This window comes from Pseudomonas sp. R76, from assembly GCF_009834565.1.
GTDB lineage: Bacteria > Pseudomonadota > Gammaproteobacteria > Pseudomonadales > Pseudomonadaceae > Aquipseudomonas.
Window position 1 is genome coordinate 137215 of the sequence record NZ_CP019428.1, and the last position, 20855, is coordinate 158069.

At 60.1% G+C, this 20855-nt stretch carries 21 protein-coding genes; 5 read left to right on the forward strand and 16 right to left on the reverse strand.

The window, feature by feature from the left end:
• Nucleotides 1-6: 6 nt before the first annotated feature.
• Complete coding sequence (algB, locus tag PspR76_RS00655; protein ID WP_094949662.1) at nucleotides 7-1353, reverse strand: sigma-54-dependent response regulator transcription factor AlgB; 1347 nt, start codon at nucleotides 1351-1353, stop codon at nucleotides 7-9.
• 390 nt (nucleotides 1354-1743) lie between these two features.
• Here algB and PspR76_RS00660 point away from each other — a divergent pair, with 390 nt between their 5' ends.
• From PspR76_RS00660 to PspR76_RS00680, 5 genes are all read left to right on the forward strand, one after another.
• The gene (locus PspR76_RS00660; RefSeq protein ID WP_159953524.1) at nucleotides 1744-2028 is read left to right on the forward strand and encodes a hypothetical protein; all 285 of its coding nucleotides are present in this window, start codon (nucleotides 1744-1746) and stop codon (nucleotides 2026-2028) included.
• A 79-nt stretch (nucleotides 2029-2107) separates the two neighbouring features.
• Nucleotides 2108-2272, forward strand: coding sequence for a DUF1328 domain-containing protein (locus PspR76_RS00665; protein WP_003170804.1), 165 nt, complete (start codon nucleotides 2108-2110; stop codon nucleotides 2270-2272).
• A 2-nt stretch (nucleotides 2273-2274) separates the two neighbouring features.
• The gene (locus tag PspR76_RS00670) at nucleotides 2275-2742 is read left to right on the forward strand and encodes an inhibitor of vertebrate lysozyme family protein (protein ID WP_159953525.1); all 468 of its coding nucleotides are present in this window, start codon (nucleotides 2275-2277) and stop codon (nucleotides 2740-2742) included.
• A 728-nt stretch (nucleotides 2743-3470) separates the two neighbouring features.
• The gene (gene gltP / locus PspR76_RS00675) at nucleotides 3471-4802 is read left to right on the forward strand and encodes a glutamate/aspartate:proton symporter GltP (protein WP_159953526.1); all 1332 of its coding nucleotides are present in this window, start codon (nucleotides 3471-3473) and stop codon (nucleotides 4800-4802) included.
• Between the two features lie 98 nt (nucleotides 4803-4900).
• Nucleotides 4901-6130 (forward strand): nucleoside recognition domain-containing protein, encoded by a 1230-nt coding sequence (locus PspR76_RS00680; protein ID WP_159953527.1) that lies wholly within the window; start codon nucleotides 4901-4903, stop codon nucleotides 6128-6130.
• A 94-nt stretch (nucleotides 6131-6224) separates the two neighbouring features.
• Here the strand turns inward: PspR76_RS00680 and PspR76_RS00685 are convergent, their stop codons facing one another.
• From PspR76_RS00685 to PspR76_RS00755, 15 genes are all read right to left on the reverse strand, one after another.
• A complete protein-coding gene (locus tag PspR76_RS00685) occupies nucleotides 6225-6836 on the reverse strand; it encodes an ABC-type transport auxiliary lipoprotein family protein (RefSeq protein ID WP_159953528.1) in 612 nt (203 codons plus the stop codon).
• Entirely contained in the window at nucleotides 6833-7771 is a 939-nt protein-coding gene (locus tag PspR76_RS00690; RefSeq protein ID WP_159953529.1) for an MlaD family protein, read from the reverse strand. Before PspR76_RS00690 ends, PspR76_RS00685 begins: the two co-directional genes overlap by 4 nt.
• 1 nt (nucleotide 7772) lies before the next feature.
• Entirely contained in the window at nucleotides 7773-8576 is an 804-nt protein-coding gene (locus PspR76_RS00695; RefSeq protein WP_159953530.1) for an ABC transporter ATP-binding protein, read from the reverse strand.
• Entirely contained in the window at nucleotides 8573-9721 is a 1149-nt protein-coding gene (locus tag PspR76_RS00700) for an MlaE family ABC transporter permease (RefSeq protein ID WP_159953531.1), read from the reverse strand. The genes PspR76_RS00695 and PspR76_RS00700 overlap by 4 nt, the downstream gene beginning before the upstream one ends.
• 54 nt (nucleotides 9722-9775) lie before the next feature.
• On the reverse strand, nucleotides 9776-10807 hold the full coding sequence (locus PspR76_RS00705) for a DUF5924 family protein (RefSeq protein ID WP_159953532.1): 1032 nt from the start codon (nucleotides 10805-10807) through the stop codon (nucleotides 9776-9778).
• A 67-nt stretch (nucleotides 10808-10874) separates the two neighbouring features.
• The gene (locus tag PspR76_RS00710) at nucleotides 10875-12260 is read right to left on the reverse strand and encodes a M16 family metallopeptidase (RefSeq protein WP_159953533.1); all 1386 of its coding nucleotides are present in this window, start codon (nucleotides 12258-12260) and stop codon (nucleotides 10875-10877) included.
• Nucleotides 12261-12317: 57 nt separating this feature from the next.
• Nucleotides 12318-13976 carry a Na/Pi cotransporter family protein gene (locus tag PspR76_RS00715; RefSeq protein WP_159953534.1) on the reverse strand — a complete coding sequence of 553 codons (1659 nt, stop codon included), beginning with the start codon at nucleotides 13974-13976 and terminating at the stop codon, nucleotides 12318-12320.
• A 307-nt stretch (nucleotides 13977-14283) separates the two neighbouring features.
• Nucleotides 14284-15051 carry a TerC family protein gene (locus PspR76_RS00720; protein ID WP_017139071.1) on the reverse strand — a complete coding sequence of 256 codons (768 nt, stop codon included), beginning with the start codon at nucleotides 15049-15051 and terminating at the stop codon, nucleotides 14284-14286.
• A 65-nt stretch (nucleotides 15052-15116) separates the two neighbouring features.
• Complete coding sequence (locus PspR76_RS00725; RefSeq protein ID WP_159953535.1) at nucleotides 15117-16424, reverse strand: CitMHS family transporter; 1308 nt, start codon at nucleotides 16422-16424, stop codon at nucleotides 15117-15119.
• A 273-nt stretch (nucleotides 16425-16697) separates the two neighbouring features.
• On the reverse strand, nucleotides 16698-18659 hold the full coding sequence (locus tag PspR76_RS00730) for a DUF7844 domain-containing protein (RefSeq protein WP_159953536.1): 1962 nt from the start codon (nucleotides 18657-18659) through the stop codon (nucleotides 16698-16700).
• On the reverse strand, nucleotides 18656-18976 hold the full coding sequence (locus PspR76_RS00735) for a DUF2388 domain-containing protein (protein WP_159953537.1): 321 nt from the start codon (nucleotides 18974-18976) through the stop codon (nucleotides 18656-18658). The genes PspR76_RS00730 and PspR76_RS00735 overlap by 4 nt, the downstream gene beginning before the upstream one ends.
• A 37-nt stretch (nucleotides 18977-19013) precedes the next feature.
• The gene (locus tag PspR76_RS00740) at nucleotides 19014-19322 is read right to left on the reverse strand and encodes a DUF2388 domain-containing protein (protein ID WP_159953538.1); all 309 of its coding nucleotides are present in this window, start codon (nucleotides 19320-19322) and stop codon (nucleotides 19014-19016) included.
• Between the two features lie 106 nt (nucleotides 19323-19428).
• A complete protein-coding gene (locus tag PspR76_RS00745; RefSeq protein WP_159953539.1) occupies nucleotides 19429-19749 on the reverse strand; it encodes a DUF2388 domain-containing protein in 321 nt (106 codons plus the stop codon).
• Between the two features lie 158 nt (nucleotides 19750-19907).
• Nucleotides 19908-20093: a DUF1127 domain-containing protein gene (locus PspR76_RS00750; protein ID WP_159953540.1), complete on the reverse strand. Its 186-nt coding sequence runs from the start codon at nucleotides 20091-20093 to the stop codon at nucleotides 19908-19910.
• 261 nt (nucleotides 20094-20354) lie between these two features.
• On the reverse strand, nucleotides 20355-20570 hold the full coding sequence (locus PspR76_RS00755) for a DUF1127 domain-containing protein (protein WP_003214752.1): 216 nt from the start codon (nucleotides 20568-20570) through the stop codon (nucleotides 20355-20357).
• Nucleotides 20571-20855: the final 285 nt, after the last annotated feature.

The following is a 20855-nucleotide window of genomic DNA, read 5'->3' on the forward strand; positions in this document are numbered from 1 at the left end:
TACAGCTCACAGGTTGTACTGTTTACGTTTGCGGTACAGGGTCGACGCGTCAATGCCGAGAGTGCGGGCCGCCTGGTCCAGGGTGTCGCTGGTGGCAAGTACCGCGCCGATATGGGCTTTTTCCAGCTCATCCAGGCTCAACGCCGCGCCGATACGCGGTGCATTGTTGGTCGGCTGCTCGGCCATCCCGAGGTGGCTGATTTCAACCTTTTCCTGCGGGCAAATGATGCTGGCTCTCTCAACAACGTTTCGCAGCTCACGGATATTCCCTGGCCAGCGGTAGTTGAGCAGTGCCTCACGCGCGTCGTCGCTGAACCCGCGAGCCGGCCGGGCATATTCCTTCACGAAACGCGCGAGGAAGCGGTCGGCCAGTGTCAGGATGTCCTCACTGCGTTCACGCAATGGCGGCAGGTGCAACGTGATTACGTTGAGGCGATAGAGCAAATCCTCGCGGAAACGGCCATCGCGCACCATGTCTTCCAGGTTCAGGTTGGTCGCGGCCAGGATGCGCACATCGGCACGGCGGGTGACTGGGTCGCCCACGCGCTCATATTCCTTGTCCTGGATGAAACGCAGCAATTTTGGTTGCAGCGTGAGTGGAAAATCGCCGATCTCGTCGAGAAACAGCGTGCCGCCGTCCGCCTGGTTGACGCGGCCCAACGTGCTTTCGCTGGCACCGGTAAAGGCGCCGCGACTGTGGCCGAACAATTCACTTTCCATCAGCTCCGCCGTCAGCGACGGGCAGTTGATGGTGACGCAGGATTTCTTCGAGCGCTTGCTCCAGCCGTGAATGGCACGAGCCAGTTCGCCTTTACCCGTACCCGACTCGCCAAGAATCAAGATGTTGGCGTCGGTGCCCGCAACTTGGCGCGCGGTTTCCAGCACCACCATCATGGCCGGGCTGTGGGAGTCGAGGCCGTCTTTGGGTTGGCGTACTTCGCCTTCCAGCGCTTCCAGACGCGCCGAGAGTTGGCGTACTTCCAACTGCTTGGCGGTGGCCAAACGCAGTTGATCAGGGCTGCAAGGCTTGACCAGGTAGTCGGCGGCGCCGGCCTGGATCGCGTCCACGGCGGTGTCCACGGCGGAATGCGCGGTGACAATCACCACACGCATCCAGGGCGCCTGGATACGCATCTGGGCCAGCACGTCCAAGCCATTGTCTTCACCCAGACGCAGGTCCAGGAAGCACAGGTCGAATACCTGGCGTTGCATCAGGGCATCCGCCTGGGCGGCGCTGTTGGCGGTGGCTACGGTGTAGCCTTCATCTTCCAGGCAGTAACGGAAGGTGCGAAGGATCGCGGATTCGTCATCCACTAAAAGAATGCGGCCTTGAAGTTCCTTGGCTGATTCCATCTGTCCCACGCTCCTTAACTATGAATGATGGTGATTAGTCCCGGAATAATCGGGCAAGTTGCATGGTTTATTCTGATTGATAAAAGGCATCTTCGCGCAGGTATCTGCACATCTCCCTACAAACGCGCCGATTGATGGCGTTTTCATGCCTTCTTGCCTTTTCGGCAACGCGTTATTCGGTTTCGATCCCTTGATCCGACCATTGACCATCGTGCATTTCGCACGGCCTGGATAGGGGCATCGTGCAGGATGCTGGGCTCTATGCTTGAGCATCATTCATAACATGCTGATTTTATTAAGTTTTATTTTGTAAAAAACCTGGCATGCACTCTGCAATAACCCTCTCAACAACGTCATGACCGAATAATCAGAATGCGGGAGAAATGCAGCATGACTCGCCAAAGCCTCAGCCAATTGCGTGTATCGCCACTGCGCTTGCAGCAAGGTCTGTTCGCCAGCCTGGCCTTGATGGTCACGTTGATTGCCGGCCAGCAGATGCAGCATTGGCAGCAGAGTCAGCAGCAAGCCCCGCAATTCGAACGTCCAGTGATGACCCAATCCCATTTCCGTTCCGTTGGCAGTGCAACTGCCGATGTAACCGCCCCGCAACTGAGAGTGGCTGACCAGGATTCGACCCTGGACCAATTGCCTGCTCAAGAACGCTGGGTGTTCTAGGCAACAAAAAGGTCGCTTGTGTTGAGCGGCTGCACGGCACTACCGCTGTTACCCCTATAAAAGCGTAAGGAGAATCACCATGTTGAGTTGGGCAATCACATTTCTGATCATCGCCATTGTGGCTGCAGTCCTGGGCTTCGGTGGTATCGCGGGCACCGCCACGGGTATCGCAAAAATTCTGTTTGTGGTCTTCCTGGTGATGTTCATCGCTTCGTTCTTCTTTGGTCGTCGCGGCCGAGGCTGAATATGACCAGTCTGTCTCTCAAAGCCATTGCTGCCGCCCTGCTCTTGGGCGGTAGCGGCCTGGTGATGGCCGCCAACGACGGTCAATCACGGGCCAACGAATTGCTCAGTGCGGACAAGCAGTACCGCGAAACCTGGCAAAGCGTGGTGAAGAAAGAAGAGCGCCTGCCGGAATGGGTGATGAACCTGTCCGGTACGGCCGAACAAATGAATGCCGTAGAAGAAGATGGCGACAAGTATTTGGTCGGTCCGCTGTGCGAAACGGCTGATACGTGCCTGAACAAGCGCCTGATCGTTGCCTTCAGCTACGACAAGGAAGATGCCTACGCCATGTTGGTGGAAGTCCCGGCCGGTTTGCCGGCAGACAAATCCCCGACGCGGCACGCCGATTACCGCTTTATCGGTAAGCCGGACGAAGGCATGAAAAAGCTGCTGATGGAGCAGCTTAAGAAAGATCCGAATTGGTACTAGGTTCCGTCTGACGCTTCTGTCGTCAACGGAGCCGGCGTCCATAGAAAGAAGCCCTCGCTTCTTTCTGTCTGCACCGCTCGCCAAGGGCGGTGCATGACTAGGGGGCCGGGTTGCTCTGATCAATCAAGATCGGCGTGACCTACGGGTACAGGGAGTGCCTGCGCAAGGGCCGGGTCAGGTGAAAAGCTGCGACGCAAGTTCACAAGTCCTCAAGCTTGCTGAACTTGCGACGGGCTTATCGCTCTCATCACTCGTCTCGTATGTCGCCTTTAGTCGCTATTTTCTTTTCCGCCTCCTGCTAACCATTACTGGGTATGTCGAAGCGACCTTCTATCTAGAAAATTTTGCGCGCGCCATAGGACTTTTCCGACGCCAAGCTCATCAAATCCCGGGCATTTTTGGCAGTGACCCACAGTCGTCCAATATCTCTGAGCGAGCCGGTATTGGCCGGTTCACGGCATATTCACCTGCCTGAATGGCATATTTGAACTGACCGTTCGGACAGTTATTTTCAAAAAAAGCCATGCCGATTCGGCATAGGGTAGGCGTTTACGGCATTAGACGTCGCACTCTTGCATGGGAATAGTTGCGCCTTTTTTCGCCTGCCAGTAAGCCATTTCGGCCACGCTGCGGTGACCTTCTACGGAGGCAGATGCACACACTTTTTCGCTTCCGAGCGTTCCAGATTGCGCATTTGCCTTAAGTCCACTTGAAGTAAGGGTAATGACATGAAGAAGGCAAAGCTAAGCCTCGCCTGGCAGATCCTCATCGGTTTGGTGCTGGGGATCGCAATCGGTGCAGTGCTCAACCATTTCAGTGCTGAAAAGGCCTGGTGGATCGGCAATGTGTTGCAGCCAGCGGGCGATATCTTTATCCGCCTGATCAAGATGATCGTGATCCCGATTGTGATTTCCTCGCTTATCGTCGGCATCGCCGGTGTAGGTGACGCGAAGAAGCTCGGTCGAATCGGCGTCAAAACCATCCTTTACTTCGAAGTGGTCACCACCATCGCCATCGTGGTCGGCCTGTTGCTCGCCAACCTGTTCCACCCGGGCGCCGGCATCGACATGAGTACCCTGGGTACTGTCGACATCTCCAAGTACACCGCCACTGCCGCCGAAGTGCAGCATGAGCATGCGTTCATCGAAACCATCCTCAACCTGATCCCGTCGAACATCTTCGCTGCCGTCGCCCGTGGCGAAATGCTGCCGATCATCTTCTTCTCGGTGCTGTTCGGCCTGGGCTTGTCGAGCCTCAAGCCTGAACTGCGCGAGCCGCTGGTTACCATGTTCCAGGGCGTGTCCGAGAGCATGTTCAAAGTCACTCACATGATCATGAAGTACGCCCCCATCGGCGTATTTGCCCTGATCGCGGTGACGGTCGCCAACTTCGGCTTCGCCTCCTTGCTGCCGCTGGCCAAGCTGGTGATCCTGGTTTACGTGGCGATTCTGTTCTTCGCCTTTGCGGTATTGGGCTTGATCGCGCGCCTGTTCGGCTTCTCGATCCTCAAGCTGATGCGCATCTTCAAGGACGAGCTGGTACTGGCCTACTCCACCGCCAGTTCCGAAACCGTGCTGCCACGTGTGATCGAGAAGATGGAAGCCTACGGCGCGCCGAAGGCCATCTGCAGCTTCGTGGTGCCAACCGGTTACTCGTTCAACCTCGACGGTTCGACCCTGTACCAGAGCATCGCGGCCATCTTTATCGCGCAGCTGTACGGCATCGACTTGTCGATTGGCCAGCAACTGATGCTGGTGCTGACCCTGATGGTCACCTCCAAAGGCATCGCCGGCGTACCGGGCGTGTCCTTCGTGGTGCTGCTGGCCACCTTGGGCAGCGTCGGCATCCCGCTGGAAGGCCTGGCGTTCATCGCCGGTGTCGACCGCATCATGGACATGGCGCGTACCGCCTTGAACGTAATTGGCAACGCCCTGGCCGTACTGGTCATCTCCCGTTGGGAAGGCATGTACGACGACGCCAAGGGCGAGCGTTACTGGAACTCCCTGCCGCACTGGCGCAGCAAGCAAGCGCTGCCGACCGGCGAAACCAGCCGCGGCTGATCGTTGCTGAGTGCCTACACAAACCCCGGAAAAATCCGGGGTTTGTCGTTTCTGCCAGCCCCGCTATCATTCGCCCCATCTTTCGGGGGATTCAACTGATGCTCAATGGCCTGTGGCTTGGCTTCTTTGTCGTGGCAATGGTGTCAGCACTGGCGCAATGGCTGGTTGGCGGTAATGCCGGGATTTTTGCGGCGATGGTGGAAAGCATTTTCGCCATGGCCAAACTGTCGGTGGAAGTGATGGTGCTGCTGTTCGGCACCCTGACCTTATGGCTGGGCTTTTTGCGCATCGCCGAAAAAGCCGGGATCGTCGACTGGCTGGCCAAGGCCCTCGGCCCGCTGTTTCGCCGCCTGATGCCCGAAGTGCCGGCCGGCCACCCGGCCATCGGCCTGATCACCCTCAACTTCGCCGCCAACGGCCTGGGCCTGGACAACGCCGCCACGCCCATCGGCCTGAAAGCCATGAAGGCGCTGCAGGAACTCAACCCGATCCCCAACACCGCAAGTAACGCGCAGATTCTGTTTCTGGTGCTCAACGCGTCGTCGCTGACGCTGCTGCCGGTGACGATCTTCATGTACCGCGCCCAGCAAGGCGCCGCCGACCCGACGCTGGTATTCCTGCCGATCCTGTTGGCCACCAGCGCCTCGACCCTGGTGGGTTTGCTTTCGGTAGCGGTGATGCAGCGCCTGCGCCTGTGGGACCCGGTGGTGTTGGCCTACTTGATTCCCGGCGCGCTGGTGCTGGGTGGTTTCATGGCCTTGTTGGCCACCTTGTCCGCCACGGCGTTGGCCGGCCTGTCTTCGATCCTCGGCAACCTGACGCTGTTCGGCTTGATCATGCTGTTTCTGGTGATCGGCGCGCTGCGCAAGGTCAAGGTCTACGAGGCCTTTGTCGAGGGCGCCAAAGAGGGCTTCGACGTTGCCAGGAACCTGCTGCCGTATCTGGTGGCGATGCTCTGCGCGGTCGGTGTGTTGCGTGCTTCCGGAGCGCTGGACTTCGGCCTCGAAGGCATTCGCCACGTGGTGGCCTGGACCGGCATGGACACGCGGTTTGTCGACGCGCTGCCGACGGCGATGGTCAAGCCGTTCTCCGGCAGTGCCGCGCGGGCGCTGCTGATCGAGACCATGCAAACCAAGGGCGTGGACAGCTTCCCGGCGTTGGTGGCGGCGACGATTCAGGGCAGTACGGAAACCACCTTTTATGTGTTGGCGGTGTACTTTGGGTCGGTGGGCATCCAGCGGGCCAGGCATGCGGTGGGGTGTGCGTTGCTGGCGGAGTTTGCTGGTGTCGTGGCGGCGATTGCTGTTTGCTACTGGTTCTTTGGTTAAGGCTTAAATTGCTATCGCAGGCAAGCCAGCTCCCACACTTTGATGTGTCAATACATTCAAAAATGTGGGAGCTGGCTTGCCTGCGAAGAGGCCTTCAGCGTTTCGCCGCAGTATTGCCCTGCTGCACCACCCAATCCACCACCTGCCTGTTCAACTGATCCCCCGCCTGCCCAAACGCAGCTACCACCGCCGGCACCTTGGTGTCACCAACGGGCTGCCGGACTTCAAACCGCCGGCTGGCGATGATCCGCTGATCACTCCCACGCACCAGTCGCGCATCCAATCGGACCACGACTTCAACGGCACTGCCGTGGTACTCGCTCTGAAACGCCTGCAACTGCCCGCCCAGCTCATAGTCGGCCTGCAAGTTGGTCTCGTCGGTGCTCAGCAACGTCACTCGCCCATCGCGTTGGAAGCCGTCCATAAACCGATTGCGCAGCAACACCGGCGTCGGGTCGCTCCAGCGCGCGTTCGCATAGCTGCTGATCAGGTCGCCATTGGGCACCACGGCAATGCGTGGGCTGTCGAGAAATTCGCTGCTCTGCGGTTTGCTTACGCGCAACGACCAGCTTACCGGTGTGCCTTGGGTGGTCGTTTGCGCCGAAGCCAGGCGGTACACGTCCGACGGGTCGGGTTTGGGCAGGATCGAGCACGCGCTGATCAGCGCCAGCGCCACAGGGGCAATCAGTTGGTAAGCACGCTTCATGGCGTGAACTCCTTCTTCTTGTCGCTGCCCAGCAGGTAACCGCTGGGGTTGGCTTCCAGGCGGCGGGAGATGGCGCGCAGCGAACCCAGGGTTTCGCGCAGTTCGCGCACGGCCGGCGCCAGTTCGTTGAGGCCTTGCATGCCGCTGCTCACCGAGTCCTTGTTGTTGGTCAGCAAGGTGTTGATGGTCGCGGTGCTTTGCTCCAGTGATTTCATTGCCTGCTCAGCACTGCCGAAGGCCTGCTTGCCTTGGTCGTTGAGCAAGCCATTGGCGTTGCGCATCAGCACGGTGGTTTGCTCCAGCGCCGCGCTGGCCTGTTTGCTCACTTGCATCAACTGTTGCATCACCACCTTGATATCGCCGCGTTGGTCGGCGATGGCGCCGGTGGTTTGTTGCAGGTTGTCCAGGGTATTGCTCAGGCGTTCGACGTTCTCGCGGGAGAACATATGGTTGGCGTTGTGCAGCAGCAGGTTAATGCTGGTCATCAAGTCGTTGCTGTTATTCAGCAAGCGCGCGATGGGCGATGGGGAGGCAATGATTTCCGGCAGGTTGCCGTCCTTGCCCTTGAGCTCGGGGCTTTGCGGTGTGCCGCCGCTGAGCTGGATGATCGAGGTGCCGGTGATGCCGGTCAGTGCCAGCTTGGCCTGGGTGTCTTCCTTGATCGGCGTTTGCCCCGCCAGCCGGATGCGCGCGAGTACCCGGCGCGGGTCATTGGGGTCCAGGCGCAGGCTGATCACGTCGCCCACCTTGATCCCGCTGTACTGCACCGAGCTGCCTTGGGACAAACCGCTGACCGCCTCGTTGAACACCACTTCATAATCCTGGAAGGCGCTGTCGATGCTGGATTTGGCCAGCCACAGCCCAAACAGCATCGCGCCGACCACCACGATTACGCTGAACAGACCGATCATCACATGATGGGCTCGGGTTTCCATGTCATACCTCGTTGAGCGATTGAGCGGCATCCAATGCCGCGCGGCCGCGGGGGCCGTGGAAATATTCGTGAATCCAGGCGTCGTCCGTTTCCGAGACGACATCGATGGCATCGGCCACCAGCACTTTCTTCTGCGCCAGCACCGCCACGCGGTCGGTGATGGTGTAGAGCGTGTCGAGGTCGTGGGTGACCAGGAACACGCTCAGGCCCAGCGCATCGCGCAAGGTCAGGATCAGTTGGTCAAATTGCGCCGCGCCAATCGGGTCGAGGCCGGCGGTGGGTTCGTCGAGAAACAGAATGTCCGGGTCCAGCGCCAATGCCCGCGCCAGGGCGGCGCGCTTGATCATACCGCCGGACAGCGACGCCGGGTATTTATCCGCCGCCGACAGGGGCAGCCCGGCCAGCGCCAGTTTGACCGCCGCCAGGTGCTCGGCATCGCGGCGGCTAAGGCCGGCGTGTTCGATCAATGGCAGGGCAACGTTTTCGGTGACGGTCAGCGAGGAAAACAGCGCGCCCTTCTGGAACAGCACACCAAAGTGGCGTTCCACCAGCGAGCGTTCATGCTCCGAGAGATTCGGCAGGTTTTTGCCGAACACCCGCACTTCGCCTTCGCTGGGCCGGCGCAGGCCGACGATGCTACGCAGCAGCACCGATTTGCCGCTGCCGGAGCCGCCGACCACCGCGAGGATCTCGCCTTTATACAAATCCAGGTCGAGGTTCTCGTGCACGCTCTGGCTGCCAAAGCGGTTGCACAGCCCGCGCACTTCGATCACCGCCTCAGTGGGCGCACGGTGTAGACGGCTCACCAGCCCATCTCCATAAAAAACAACGCCGCGACCGCATCCAGCACGATCACCACAAAGATCGATTGCACCACGCTGGAGGTGGTGTGGGCGCCGACCGACTCGGCGCTGCCGCTGACCTTGAAGCCTTCAAGGCAGCCGATCGCGGCAATCAGGAAGGCGAAGATCGGTGCTTTCACCATGCCCACCAGGAAATGTTGCACGCCGATGTCCGATTGCAGCAGCGAGAGAAACATCGCCGGCGAAATATCCAGCGCCACGGCGCACACCACGCCGCCGCCGACAATGCCCGAGAGCATCGCCAGGAAGGTCAGCATCGGCAGCGACACCAGCAGCGCCATCACGCGTGGCAGCACCAGCAGCTCCATCGGGTCCAGGCCCAGGGTGCGGATGGCGTCGATTTCTTCGTTGGCCTTCATCGAGCCGATTTGTGCGGTGAAGGCACTGGCGGTGCGGCCGGCGATCAGGATCGCGGTGAGCAATACGCCAAATTCACGTAGGAAAGAGAACGCCACCAGGTCCACGGTGAAAATGGTCGCGCCGAAACTCTTGAGCACCGTGGCACCGAGAAACGCCACCACGGCGCCGACCAGGAAGGTCAGCAGCGCCACGATGGGCGCAGCGTCGAGGCCGGTTTGTTCGATATGCGCGACCATCGGCGTGAGGCGCCAGCGCTTGGGGCGGAAAATGCCACGGGCGAAGGTTTCGAGGATCAGGCCAATAAAACCGAGCAGCTTCTTGCTGTCCTGCCAAACCGTGTCCACCGCGCGGCCTATACGCGCGAGCACCTGAATGCCCGCGGCTTCTTCCGGCGCTTTGTCCGGCACACAAAAGTCATTCAGGGAGCGGTAGACGGTCTTGAGCAGCGCGCGGTCGGCGGCGGACAGGCTGCAATCGGTCTGCTCGGCGGATTGCTCGATGCGTTCCGGGCCCAACAGCTCAACCAGCAGCGAAGCACCGGCCGTGTCCAGGGCGCCGAGGCCGTTGAGGTCGATGCGTGCGCCGGCGTCGTATTGGCCGTCGAGCGTGTCCGACAGCTTTTTCAGGTTTGCGTAGTGGGCAAGCGTCCAGTCTCCCGTAATCCTCAGTAATGGGGGAACGGAAGAGGTATCGAGGTGGGCAGCGCCGGCCGTAGTACGGGTGGTCATAAGCTCCGAGCTTGTTTGGCTATCCAGAATTCCTACGTAATAGCACGATACGGCTTACTTTGGCGTGTCCGTTTGTGCTGTGTCAGTGACTTTGAAGCGCAGCACACCGATGACCTGGCCGTCTTCCGTCAGCACGCGTACTTGCCAGCGGCCTACCGCATCGGCCGGGAAGTTCTGCTTGTGGGTCCAGGCGCGGTAGCCTTCCTTGCGCCCGCCGTGGATATCCAGGGCGATGCGGTCGACTTCTTTGCCGTTGAATTTCCACACGTGGTAAATCCGCTCATCCAGCCCGCGCGGCGCGTTGATCGCGGTGTAGGCGTACAGCCCGCCGTTGCGCAGTTGGGCGGCAGTGACTTCCTTGAGGTCGTCGCCCGGCGTGCGGTCTTGCAACTGGGTGCTGATCGCCACTTCGGTCATCCACAACGTGGCGGGCGGCACCCAACTGCGCAGGAACCAGCCGGCGCAGCCAATCGCGGCGGTCACCCCCAGCAGCATCGCCCAGCCCTTGATGCTGCGCAGCGGCAGGCTCACGGCCAGGCTCGGGATCGACAGCACCATGGCCACGCCGAGGGCCAACTTGTAACTCTCGGCGGTAGTCAGGTGCAGGATGATTGGCAGCGCAGTGAGCAGCGCGGCAAACAGGGTCAGGGTGTGCAGCGCCAGGAACAGCGAACGTTTCGGCGCCAGCCACTTGTAGTACAGCGGGTCGGTGATCGACACCAGCGCCGCCGCGCCGAGCAAGCCGGTGAACACCGATTGGCCACTGTTCCAGGCGGTGGTGACAAAAAAGAACGGCAACACAAAGAACAGACTTTCCTGGTGGATCATCTGGGTGGCGTAGCGCAGCAGCGGTTCGGGGATTTCGCGTTTGAAGACTTTGGTGAATAGCCGGGTAAAGCTGTTCTCCAGCATCAGCCACAGCCAGCTCACCAGCATGATCACCGCGATCCAGCTGGCCATGCCTTGCTGGCGATCCACCAGGATGAAGCTGCACACACCCGAAATAAAACCGCCGAGCGCGATCACCCCAGGGTAGCGCTTGATCAGTACGAGAATGCGCTGGATGAGAGGCGGCAGGTTTGTCATGGGCGGTTCACAGTGTGTGTAGGAAAAAGCCGAGACAGAATAACGTCTTAGCCCTGTGTTCGGTGCGTCATTGCGCGATCCGTTTGCGATAAAACCGCAGGCCGCCCAAGACAATGGCGATCAGCCCGAGTAGTCCGGCGCCGAGCCAGGTCAGGCTGTCGTAGCTCAGCAGCGGTTTTTCAATGCGCCAATAGCCCGGCTGGTCGAACACCTGGCGCATGGCCTGGTTGGCCTGTTTCAGGCTAACGGCCTTGATGCGTTTGACCGGGTCGCTGAAATGGCCATCGGCGTAATCGCCGGCGGCACTCCAGTAATAATCCGCCAGCGCGCTGTTACCTTGCACGGCCCAGGCTTGGCGCGCGATGGCGGCTTGTTGCAGGCGAGCGAAGGTGGCCGCGTCGAGGCCGTCCTTGAGCAGTTGCGCCTTGAGGTCCTGCAATACCTGTTCGGCTTCGGGCAGGTTGTCTCGCTCAAGGTCGGCATTCAGGCTCAGGAAACCGACGCCGCCGAGCACTTCGCGCTCGCTCCACGGGCCGTAGGACAAACCGTGCTTGAGGCGCAGTTGGCGATAGAGCGCCCAGTCGAGGTAGTCCTTGAGCAGGTCGTAGGTTTCATCATGCTGGTCGTCCAGCACCGGCTCGGGGAACAGCCAGTGCAGCTTGGCGCTGTCACCGACCCAGCCGTGAATCAGGTCGCGATGGCTGGCGGCGGCGTGCTGGATTTCCGGCAGCGGCAGATGCTCGCTCGGCTCGACCGGGTCGAGTTGGCCATAGGTGCGTTCCAGGTAAGCCGGCAGCAACTTGTCGAGGTCGCCAACGATGATCAGGGTCATGTTGTTGGGCGCGTACCAGTTTTTGCGCAGCGTCTCCAACTGCTCGCGGGTCAGGTGGTCGGCCTCGGCGCGTTCGGCGCACTTGAGCCCCAGTTCCACGGCCAACTGGTTGCTGGCGGTGTGGCCCAGGTCTTGGCGGTCGAGCAGGCGTTGCAGGTGCGAGTAATGGCCGCCGTCTTCGCGTTCGACCACCTGTTTGGCGGCTTGGATGTTGGCGTCGGTCAGTTCGGTGCGGGTGATGATGGCCAGCAGCAGGTCGAGCACCTTGCGTTGGTTTTGCGCGGGCGCTTCGATCACAAAGGTGGTGTCGGCGTTGCTGGTGTAGGCGTTCCACTCGCCGCCCAAGGCTTGCATGCGGTCTTCGAGGTCGCCTTCACCGCCGCCGTCGATGCCACTGAACAGCAAGTGTTCGAGCAAGTGCGGCAGTTCTTTCTCTTCGCAAGGGAAGTCGTCCAGGCCTACGCCTACCACCAGGCGGATGGCCACATGCCCGCGCTCGGTGCCGGGTTTGAGCAGCAATTGCAGGCCGTTGGGCAGGGTGTAGCCCTCGACTTGCAGGCGGTCAAAGGCAAAGGCGTGTGCAGAGCCCATAAGCAGGCAGGCGAATAACAGGCGACGCATAACAGCTTCCTGGCGAGTGAGGTCCATTGTTAACTGACTTCACTCGCCGTCGTACGTTCAGGGTGAATGGGTGATGTCGGCAATATCTTCGGCTGAGAGTGCGCCGGTGTCGGAGGTTTCCAACACCACATAGGCGCTGCTGCAAAACAGCGAGTTGAGGCGTTTCATGTCGGCAATCAGCTCCAGGTGCAGGGAGCTGGTTTCCAGGCTCTGCACGATCTTGCGCTGCAGGCGGCTGACGTGGGCGTGGGCCAGACGGCGCTCCTGGGCGCGGAAGCGACGCTTCTCGCGCAGCAACTGGCGGGCGCTTTCCGGGTCGGCACTGAGGAACACCGACAGGCCCAGACGCAGATTGGCAATCAGTTGGGTATGCAGGCCGGCCAGCTCTTCCAGGCCGACTTCAGAGAACTGGCGGCGCTGCGAGGTTTTCTGCTGCTGGACCTTGCGCAGCATGCGCTCGATCAGGTCGCCGGCCAGTTTCAGGTTGATCGACAACTCGATGATCTCGGCCCAGCGGCGGCTGTCCTGTTCACTGAGGTCTTCGCGCGGCATTTGCGCCAGGTAAAGTTTGATCGCGCTGTACAGGGCTTCGACGTCATCACTGAGGCTGCGCATTTCCTGGGTGATAGCGGTTTGCTTGCCGCGCAGCACTTCGAGCATGGCGGTGAGCATGTTGTCGATCAGGTCACCCAGGCGCAGGGTTTCGCGGGCGGCATTGGCCAAGGCCAGGCTTGGAGTGGCGAGGGCGGCGAGGTCGAGGTGGCGAGGTTTGGCTTTGCCATTGGTCTCGGCCTGTTCCGGCAGCAACCAGGCGCACAGGCGTGCCATCGGGCCGATGGTCGGCAGCAGGATCAGGCAGCGGCTGACGTTGTAGAGCAGGTGGAAGGTAATCACCATGCCTTGGGCGCTGTAGTCCAAACCGTCCATCCAGCCGACCAGAGGGTCGAGCACCGGAATGATCAGCAGCAGGCCAATCAGCTTGTACAGCAAGCTGCCCAGCGCCACTTGCCGACCTGCTGCGTTCTGCATGCTGGTGCTGAGGAAGGCCAGCACGCCACTGCCGATATTGGCGCCGATCACTAGGCCGATGGCTACGTGCAGGCCGATCACACCCGCGCCGGCCAGGGTTGCGGTGAGCAGCACGGCGGCCAGGCTGGAATAGGAAATCATGGCGAAGAGTGCGCCGACCAAGGCATCCAGCAAGATGTCGCCGGTCAGCGAGGCGAACAGCACTTTCACGCCTTGGGCATGGGTAATCGGCCCGGCGGCTTCGACGATCAGTTGCAATGCCAGAATGATCAGGCCCAGGCCGATGCCGACGCGGCCCATCTGCCCTGCCCGCGTCTGTTTGCGCGACAGGAAGAAGATGACGCCGAGGAAGATCAGCAGTGGCGACAGCCAGGACAAGTCAAACGTCAGCACCCGCGCCATCAACGCCGTACCGACGTCGGCACCGAGCATGGTCGCCAGGGCGGGCATCAGCCCCATCAGGCCCTGGCCGACAAACGAGGTAACCAGCATCGCCGTGGCGTTACTGCTCTGCACCATGGCCGTCACCAGGATACCGGCGACAAATGCCAGCCAGCGCTTGGACATGTTCTGCCCGATGACTTGGCGCAAGTTGGAACCGTAGACCCGCAAGATGCCGGTACGGACGATGTGCGTGCCCCAGATAAGCAGGGTCACGGCGGAAAGCAGATTGAGCAAGGTCAGCATGCTCGGCCCCCCGTGTGGGTTAGCTCAAAGAAGAGCAAATGAGAATTGCCGCGTGCCGCTCTACGTCTTGTACTTAAGCTGTAGTTGGCGATCGGGCTGCACGCCAGCATCGCATAGCTAAAGTCGGGTTTGAAATAAAACTGTCATGAAATCATGAAGATCGTTCCCACGCTCTGCGTGGAAATGAACCCCGTGACGCTCTGCGTCGCATAGAGGGCGGACGCGGAGCGTCCGTAGTCGACATTCCCACGCGAAGCGCGGGAACGATCAAGGGGCTCGAAAGCCCCTTGTCAGCAGCGGGTCAAGGTTATTGACCCGGAATGTCCTTGCGCAGTTTCACAGGATCCTGCTGTTTCTTCTTTTTCGCGATGGCGGTGCGCATCTTGATGTTGACCGCTTCCACTGCCAGCGAGAACGCCATGGCGAAGTAGACGTAGCCTTTTGGCACGTGCACGTCGAAGGATTCAGCGATCAGCACCGTACCCACCACCAGCAGGAACGACAGCGCGAGCATTTTCAGCGACGGGTGCTTGTCGATGAATTCGCTGATGGTGCCGGCAGCCAGCATCATCACCAGTACCGCAACCACAATCGCCGCCACCATGACCGGTACGTGGGAGACCATACCGACCGCGGTGATCACCGAGTCCAGGGAGAACACGATGTCGATGATCGCGATCTGGATGATGGTGTAGATGAATTTGCCACCCTTGCCGCCGGGCTCGTCGTGGGTTTCGTCTTCACCTTCCAGCGCGTGGTACATCTCCTGGGAGCTTTTCCACAGCAGGAACAGGCCACCGAAGAACAGGATCAGGTCGCGACCGGAAATGCCTTGGCCGAAGACCACAAACAGGTCGGCGGTCAGTTGCATGACCCAGGTGATCGACAGCAGCAACAGGATTCGCGTGACCATGGCCAGGGCCAGGCCGAAGATCCGGGTGCGCGCCTGCATATGCTTGGGCATGCGGCTGACCAGGATCGAAATCATGATGATGTTATCGATGCCCAGGACGATCTCGAGGGCCGTCAGGGTGAAGAAGGCAATCCAGATTTCCGGATTGGTCAGCCATTCCATGTGTATTCCTTTGAGCAAATGTTAAACCGCGCAAGCTGCAGCGCCGCGCGGTTGGGTGGATACGATTATAGAGTGCTGAACAGCGGAAAAATCCCCATCAGCAAAGCGGCGAACATTATGCACAGGCACACCAGCACTGCCCACTTGAGGGTAAAACGTTGGTGATCGCCAAATTCGATACCGGCCAGGGCGACCAGCAGGTAGGTGGAGGGCACCAGCGGGCTGAGCAAGTGTACGGGCTGGCCGACGATGGACGCACGCGCCATTTCCACGGCGGTGATGCCGTAGTGGCTGGCCGCCTCGGCAAGTACGGGCAGTACGCCGTAGTAGAACGCATCGTTGGACATGAAGAAGGTAAACGGCATGCTCACCAGCGCGGTGATCACAGCCAGGTAAGGGCCGAGCGCATCCGGGATAACCGCCAGCAGGCTCTTGGACATGGCATCGACCATGCCGGTGCCCGAGAGGATGCCGGTGAAAATGCCCGCAGCGAAAATCAGACCAGTCACCGCCAGTACGCTGCCGGCGTGGGCGGCGACGCGGTCTTTCTGCATTTGCAGGCATGGGTAGTTGACGATCATCGCGATACTGAACGCCACCATGAACAGCACCGGCAGCGGCAACAGGCCGGCGATCAGGGTGCACATCAGGGCGAAAGTCAGCGCGCCGTTGAACCAGATCAGCTTTGGACGGCGGGCGTCCGGGAATTGCGACACGCTGATCTCGCTGTGGTCGATTTCATCACCTTGCAGGTGCAGTTCACCGAGGCGCGCACGTTCACGTTTGCCGTACATGTAGGCGATCACCAGGATCGCCACCACGCCGACGGCCATGGCCGGGATCATCGGTACGAAAATGTCCGAGGGATCCACATGCAATGCACTGGCGGCGCGGGCGGTCGGGCCGCCCCACGGGGTCATGTTCATCACACCACCGGCGAGGATGATCAGGCCGGCCATGATCCGTGGGCTCATACCAATGCGCTTGTACAGGGGCAGCATGGCGGCGACGCAGATCATGTAGGTGGTGGCTCCGTCACCGTCGAGGGACACAACCAGGGCCAGTACCGCGGTGCCCACCGACACTTTCAGCGGGTCGCCCTTGACCATCTTGAGGATCTTGCGCACGGCCGGGTCAAACAGGCCGGAGTCGATCATCAAGGCAAAATAGAGGATAGCGAACATCAGCATCACGCCGGTCGGCGCGAGTTTGGTGATGCCCTCGAGCATCATCGGGCCGATCTTCGGTGCGAAACCGCCGAACAGCGCGAACAGGATAGGCACGATGATCAGGGCGATCAGCGCAGACAGGCGCTTGGTCATGATCAGGAACATGAACGTGATGACCATGGCAAAGCCAAGGAAAGTCAGCATAGGAATACTCCAGGCGTAGCGCGGCTAGGGAATGGCGAACCGGGTTGGGGTCAGCGCAGTACGAAAGGCACGTAGCGTACGGGTGGAGTTGGGGCGAAGAGGCAAGGACGGGCGGACATCAGGAATCACCATTGTTGTTGTTAACAGCCGGTCTGTTGCCGGCAGTGGGGCGATCCTAGACGGGGAAGCTTTCAGCCAGCTTTCGCTGCGTAAGCGGATGATGAGAGGTTTTTCCTCTTTTTTTGTAGGATAGGTCAGCGTGCGTGTGGCGAATCAGGGAATTTCCAAGCCGCCCGCGGCTTTATGCAGCGCTCTCAGATGCTCGCCGACCTGCTTGAGGTTGGCTTCGCAGGCGGCAATCTCGGCGGCGCGAGAAGGCTCCAGCAGCACCCTCACCTCTTTATCCAGATCGCCGGTCAAGGATTGCAGCTGCTTCTGGCGTTCGGCGCTTTCCGATTCCAGGCGTTTGGACTCCGAGGGTTGCGGCAGGCCGTAGCCGCCACTGCCAAGCAGTTCCGCCGGGCGGCTGAGGAAGCCGCTGTTGGCGAGGATCTGTTGCAGCGTTTTATTGGCTTTTTCCATGCCGCCGTTTTTCAGCTCTCGGGCACCGAGGTAGCGTTGCTTGACTTCGTCCTGTGCCAGCATCAGCTGTCTGCGATAGCTCGCCTGTTCCAGCAGCAACAGTGCGGCGCTGGTGCGCAGGTCGGCCTGGCTGAACCATTGGCGGCGTTCTTCTGCGCTGAGGGACAGCCAGTCTTCGACTTGGGTCTGTTTGATCGGCAAGTGTTTGCGCAGCACGTCGAACATCGCCTGGTAACGCTCGCGGAACGAGTCGAAGTGATAACCCAGGCGCAATGCTTCACGTTTGTCGTTGAGTACGCTGGTGTCGGCCAGGCCGCGGGCGCTGAGCACTTCCAGCAAGCCGTTGGGGGTGATGTTGTCCAGGCCGGTCAGTTGCGGGTTGGCGCTGCCACTGCGTAGTAGCTTCAGGCTCTCGACCGCGCAGTTGTTGGAAATGAAAAAGTAGTTGCCGTCGTAGCTCCAGTGCATTTCGGCGGCATGCTCGACGGTGTCTTCTATTTCCTGGCGCGTCAGCTTCAGCGGAACGGACGCCAGCCCGCGCAGTTCGGTCTTGGTGTATTCGTCGATCACCTGGGCCAGTGGTAATACAAACAGCCGCGACGGGTATTTGCCGACCAGTCCATCCCAGCTCGACAACTGCACGTCACTGACGAAGGCGCGGTAGGACAGCACCAGGTGTTGGTCCAAATCCAGCCGACAATCCGGCCCGCGCGGGCGGCCGGGTGCACAGATCACCAGGCGCAACATGCTGTGGCCCCAGCGGCTGACCAGGTTCTGGTTGGCTTCGGCCAGCAAGTAGTCGATTTCATACACCCGCTCAGGGTCGACCTGGCCCAGCGGCGTCTTGGCGAAATCGTTGCCGGCATTCAGGAAGGCGTAGGTTTTGGCGCAGGTGTCTTGCTCGGGCGGCGCCCAGCCGAAGTGCTCCTTGTAATAGCGGAACAGCGCGGGGCGGCGGCAGGCGTAGCTCGGGTCGAGGAGAAAGTACTCCATGTTGACCGCCACGAATTCCAGCGGGCTGGTGGTTTCGTAGATGTCCGGGCTGCGGGCGACCTGATGGTTGTGCTGTTCACGTTCGCCGCGACGGCCGACGTATTGCGGCCAGCCGGCAAGGTCCAGCAGGCGCGGGTCGTCACTTAAGGTAAAGCGGCGGTCATTCTGGCCACGGCATTGGTCGGGCAGGCCGATCAGGCCGGTGATGTTGTTCTGACGGCTGCACCGCTGGATCAGTGTGCGATCTTCTTTGGACCACAGGCGCGCACGGTCATAAATGTGAGTCAGTTCATGCAGCACGGTGGCGAGCATTTCGCGGCGCACGGTGCCGTGGGGGCGGTTGGTTTTCTGGGTGGCGGCGCTGCCGTCGGTCAGGCTGTCGAGCAGGTTTTGGTTGAGGTCCAGTTCGGACACCAAGGAGGCCTGACCATAGGCGTTTTCAGGCATTTTGTCGGTCCAGCCGACATCAATGCGCCGGTCCAGCTGCTCGATAAAGCGCGGCGGCAAGGCGCGCATCGCTTCATCAAGCAATGCCTGGCTGGCCTGCTGTTGGGCCGGGCTCAAGCCATCGGTCTTGAGCCGCAGTTGCAGGCTGGCCTGGGCTGCGCCTGCACAGAGCAGCACAGTCCCGGCCAATAGCCAGGCGACCAGGCGCCTCACAGAGCGAGAATAGCTTCGGCGAGGGTCTGGTCACTGGCATCGCGGGCTTCCGGCACGCGGGTTCGCAGCGTATTGAACGCTGCTTCCAACTGCGCACCGCGGATTTCGCCATGGGTGGCGACGAAGCTGGCGGCGTCATCGTGCGCTTCGCGCACGACTTTGGAATCGCGGATGGATGTGGTGGTGTCCGAGGTGAAATCAATGGTGCGGGCCGAGGCGCGAACGATGATGTTACTGGTGGCCTTCAACGTTTGCGCGTGGGCGACATCGGCCAACAACAGCAGGCCGAGAGCGGCGGCGATCAGCGGGCTACGCATGGAATAACTCCAAAACAAAGATAGAAAACACAGATGATTATTGGACGAGAATTGCTTGCGCCAGTTCAAGGTCGCTTGCATGAAGTTTTGGCTGGGTGCGGCGCAGATAATCCAGCGCGGATTCCAGCCTGGCGCCCCGCCATTGGCCGTCAGTGGCGATAAAAGCGGCAGCGTCATCCTGGGCAGCCACTACCAACTTTCTGTCAAAAGGCGCAGAGGTCACCTTGCTGGTGGCATACGCGCTTATCACAGTGCTCTGCGTGGTCACATCAAAGGCCGAAGCCATTGGCGACCAGCAAGCGGAAAACAACACGGGAACAATTAACAGGCGGTATGAAAAAGCCATGGGACTCGACAACTGAAAGCGAGCGCCAAGGCTAGCGCAATGCCCGGGCGAGAGCCAGCGCTGACATATTTGGTAGCGGCTGGCGCTCTCTACGGCTAGCTACTTATCAGATGGCCAGAATCGCTTGGGCCAACTGTGCGTCAGTGGCGGTGTTCAGTTGCGGTGCTTGTTGACGGATTTGAGCCAAGGCGCTTTCCAGCTTCACCCCGCGGATAGCGCCTTCACTGGCGACAAAGCTGGCGGCATCGTCACGAGCTGCCCGCACGACTTTGTTGTCACGCAGCGAGGACGTGGCATCCGAAGTGGCATCGGAGGTGGCTTTCAGCGCGCCGACGATTGAGTCGGTGGTGACGATGAGGCTGCTCGCGTGGGCATTGGCGGCCACTGCCAACAGGGCGGCGGCACTCAGCAGGCGAAGACGGGACATGGAATCACTCCTGTAGATGAACGAATAAAGCGGCGCAAAGCGGCCACTGTGAAACCGACATTGTTGCGATTGAGCATCAGACGTCGGTTCTACAAGGTTCGCCACGTGATGACTGGATCTTAAGCTGCCGTTTGTCCGTTCGGAAGTCTCCTGGCGGTCTAATCACGCCAGAACGGTTTGGACAGCTCGGCCATTCGGTCGCCCTGGCTGATGCCGGCATCGGACAACTCACGCGGGTCGAGTTGAGCCAGTTGGTGCCGCTCGTGGGTTTGGCGCGCCCATCTGGCTAATGCGTGGGCAGTGCGAAGGATCAGTCGTTTAGCAGACGAGGTTTGCGTGTTCATGGCAAGGGCCTTCCATGGGTGTGGAGCTCCATGTTGGGCGTCTCCCCGCTACCGATACAGATACACCAAAGCTAAATTGTACCGCTTAACTGTTGTATTTTATTAACTGTACTGGTCGCTGCGAACCGCTTCTGTTTACCCTTGGAAAAGACCAAATCCCGGAAACAACAAAGCCCGCCTCCGGTTTCCCGGGGCGGGCTTTGCTTTGACAAATCAGGGTGCTGGCTGTGGACCCGACGGGTCAGGGCCAGCGGGCGCCAATTAGCGCCAGAACGGCTTGCTCAGCTCTTCATAGCGTTGAGCTTCGCTGATACCAGCGTCAGCCAGCAGACGCGAATCCAGACGAGCCAGTTGGTGGCGGCTGGAGATGCGGCGCTGCCACAACATCAGGTTGGCGAGAACGCGCAAAGGCAGGGAAGCCTGGGTGTTTACAGCTTTTTCTTCGAAGAACAGATCGGAACTGAGTGTACGTTCCATGATGACATCCTTCCGCTTGTGGCGGGATTAGGTAGTGGTTTAACTGATGCCAATGATCCTCCTCCGACGCAAGACTCTCTAGATACAGTTCACTTGTATTGTGAGGGGCCAGTTAACTGTTTATAGCGGCTGTACTGTACGGAAATGGGGCAACTGTACCTGTCTGCACTGAAACAGGGCGAAATAGGCAAATTCGCAGGTGGATGTGGGATATTTCAGTAGGAAATCACCGGTACAGCAGTACAGTTTTTTACAGAAATGCCATTGGCACTGCCGGGCTGATGC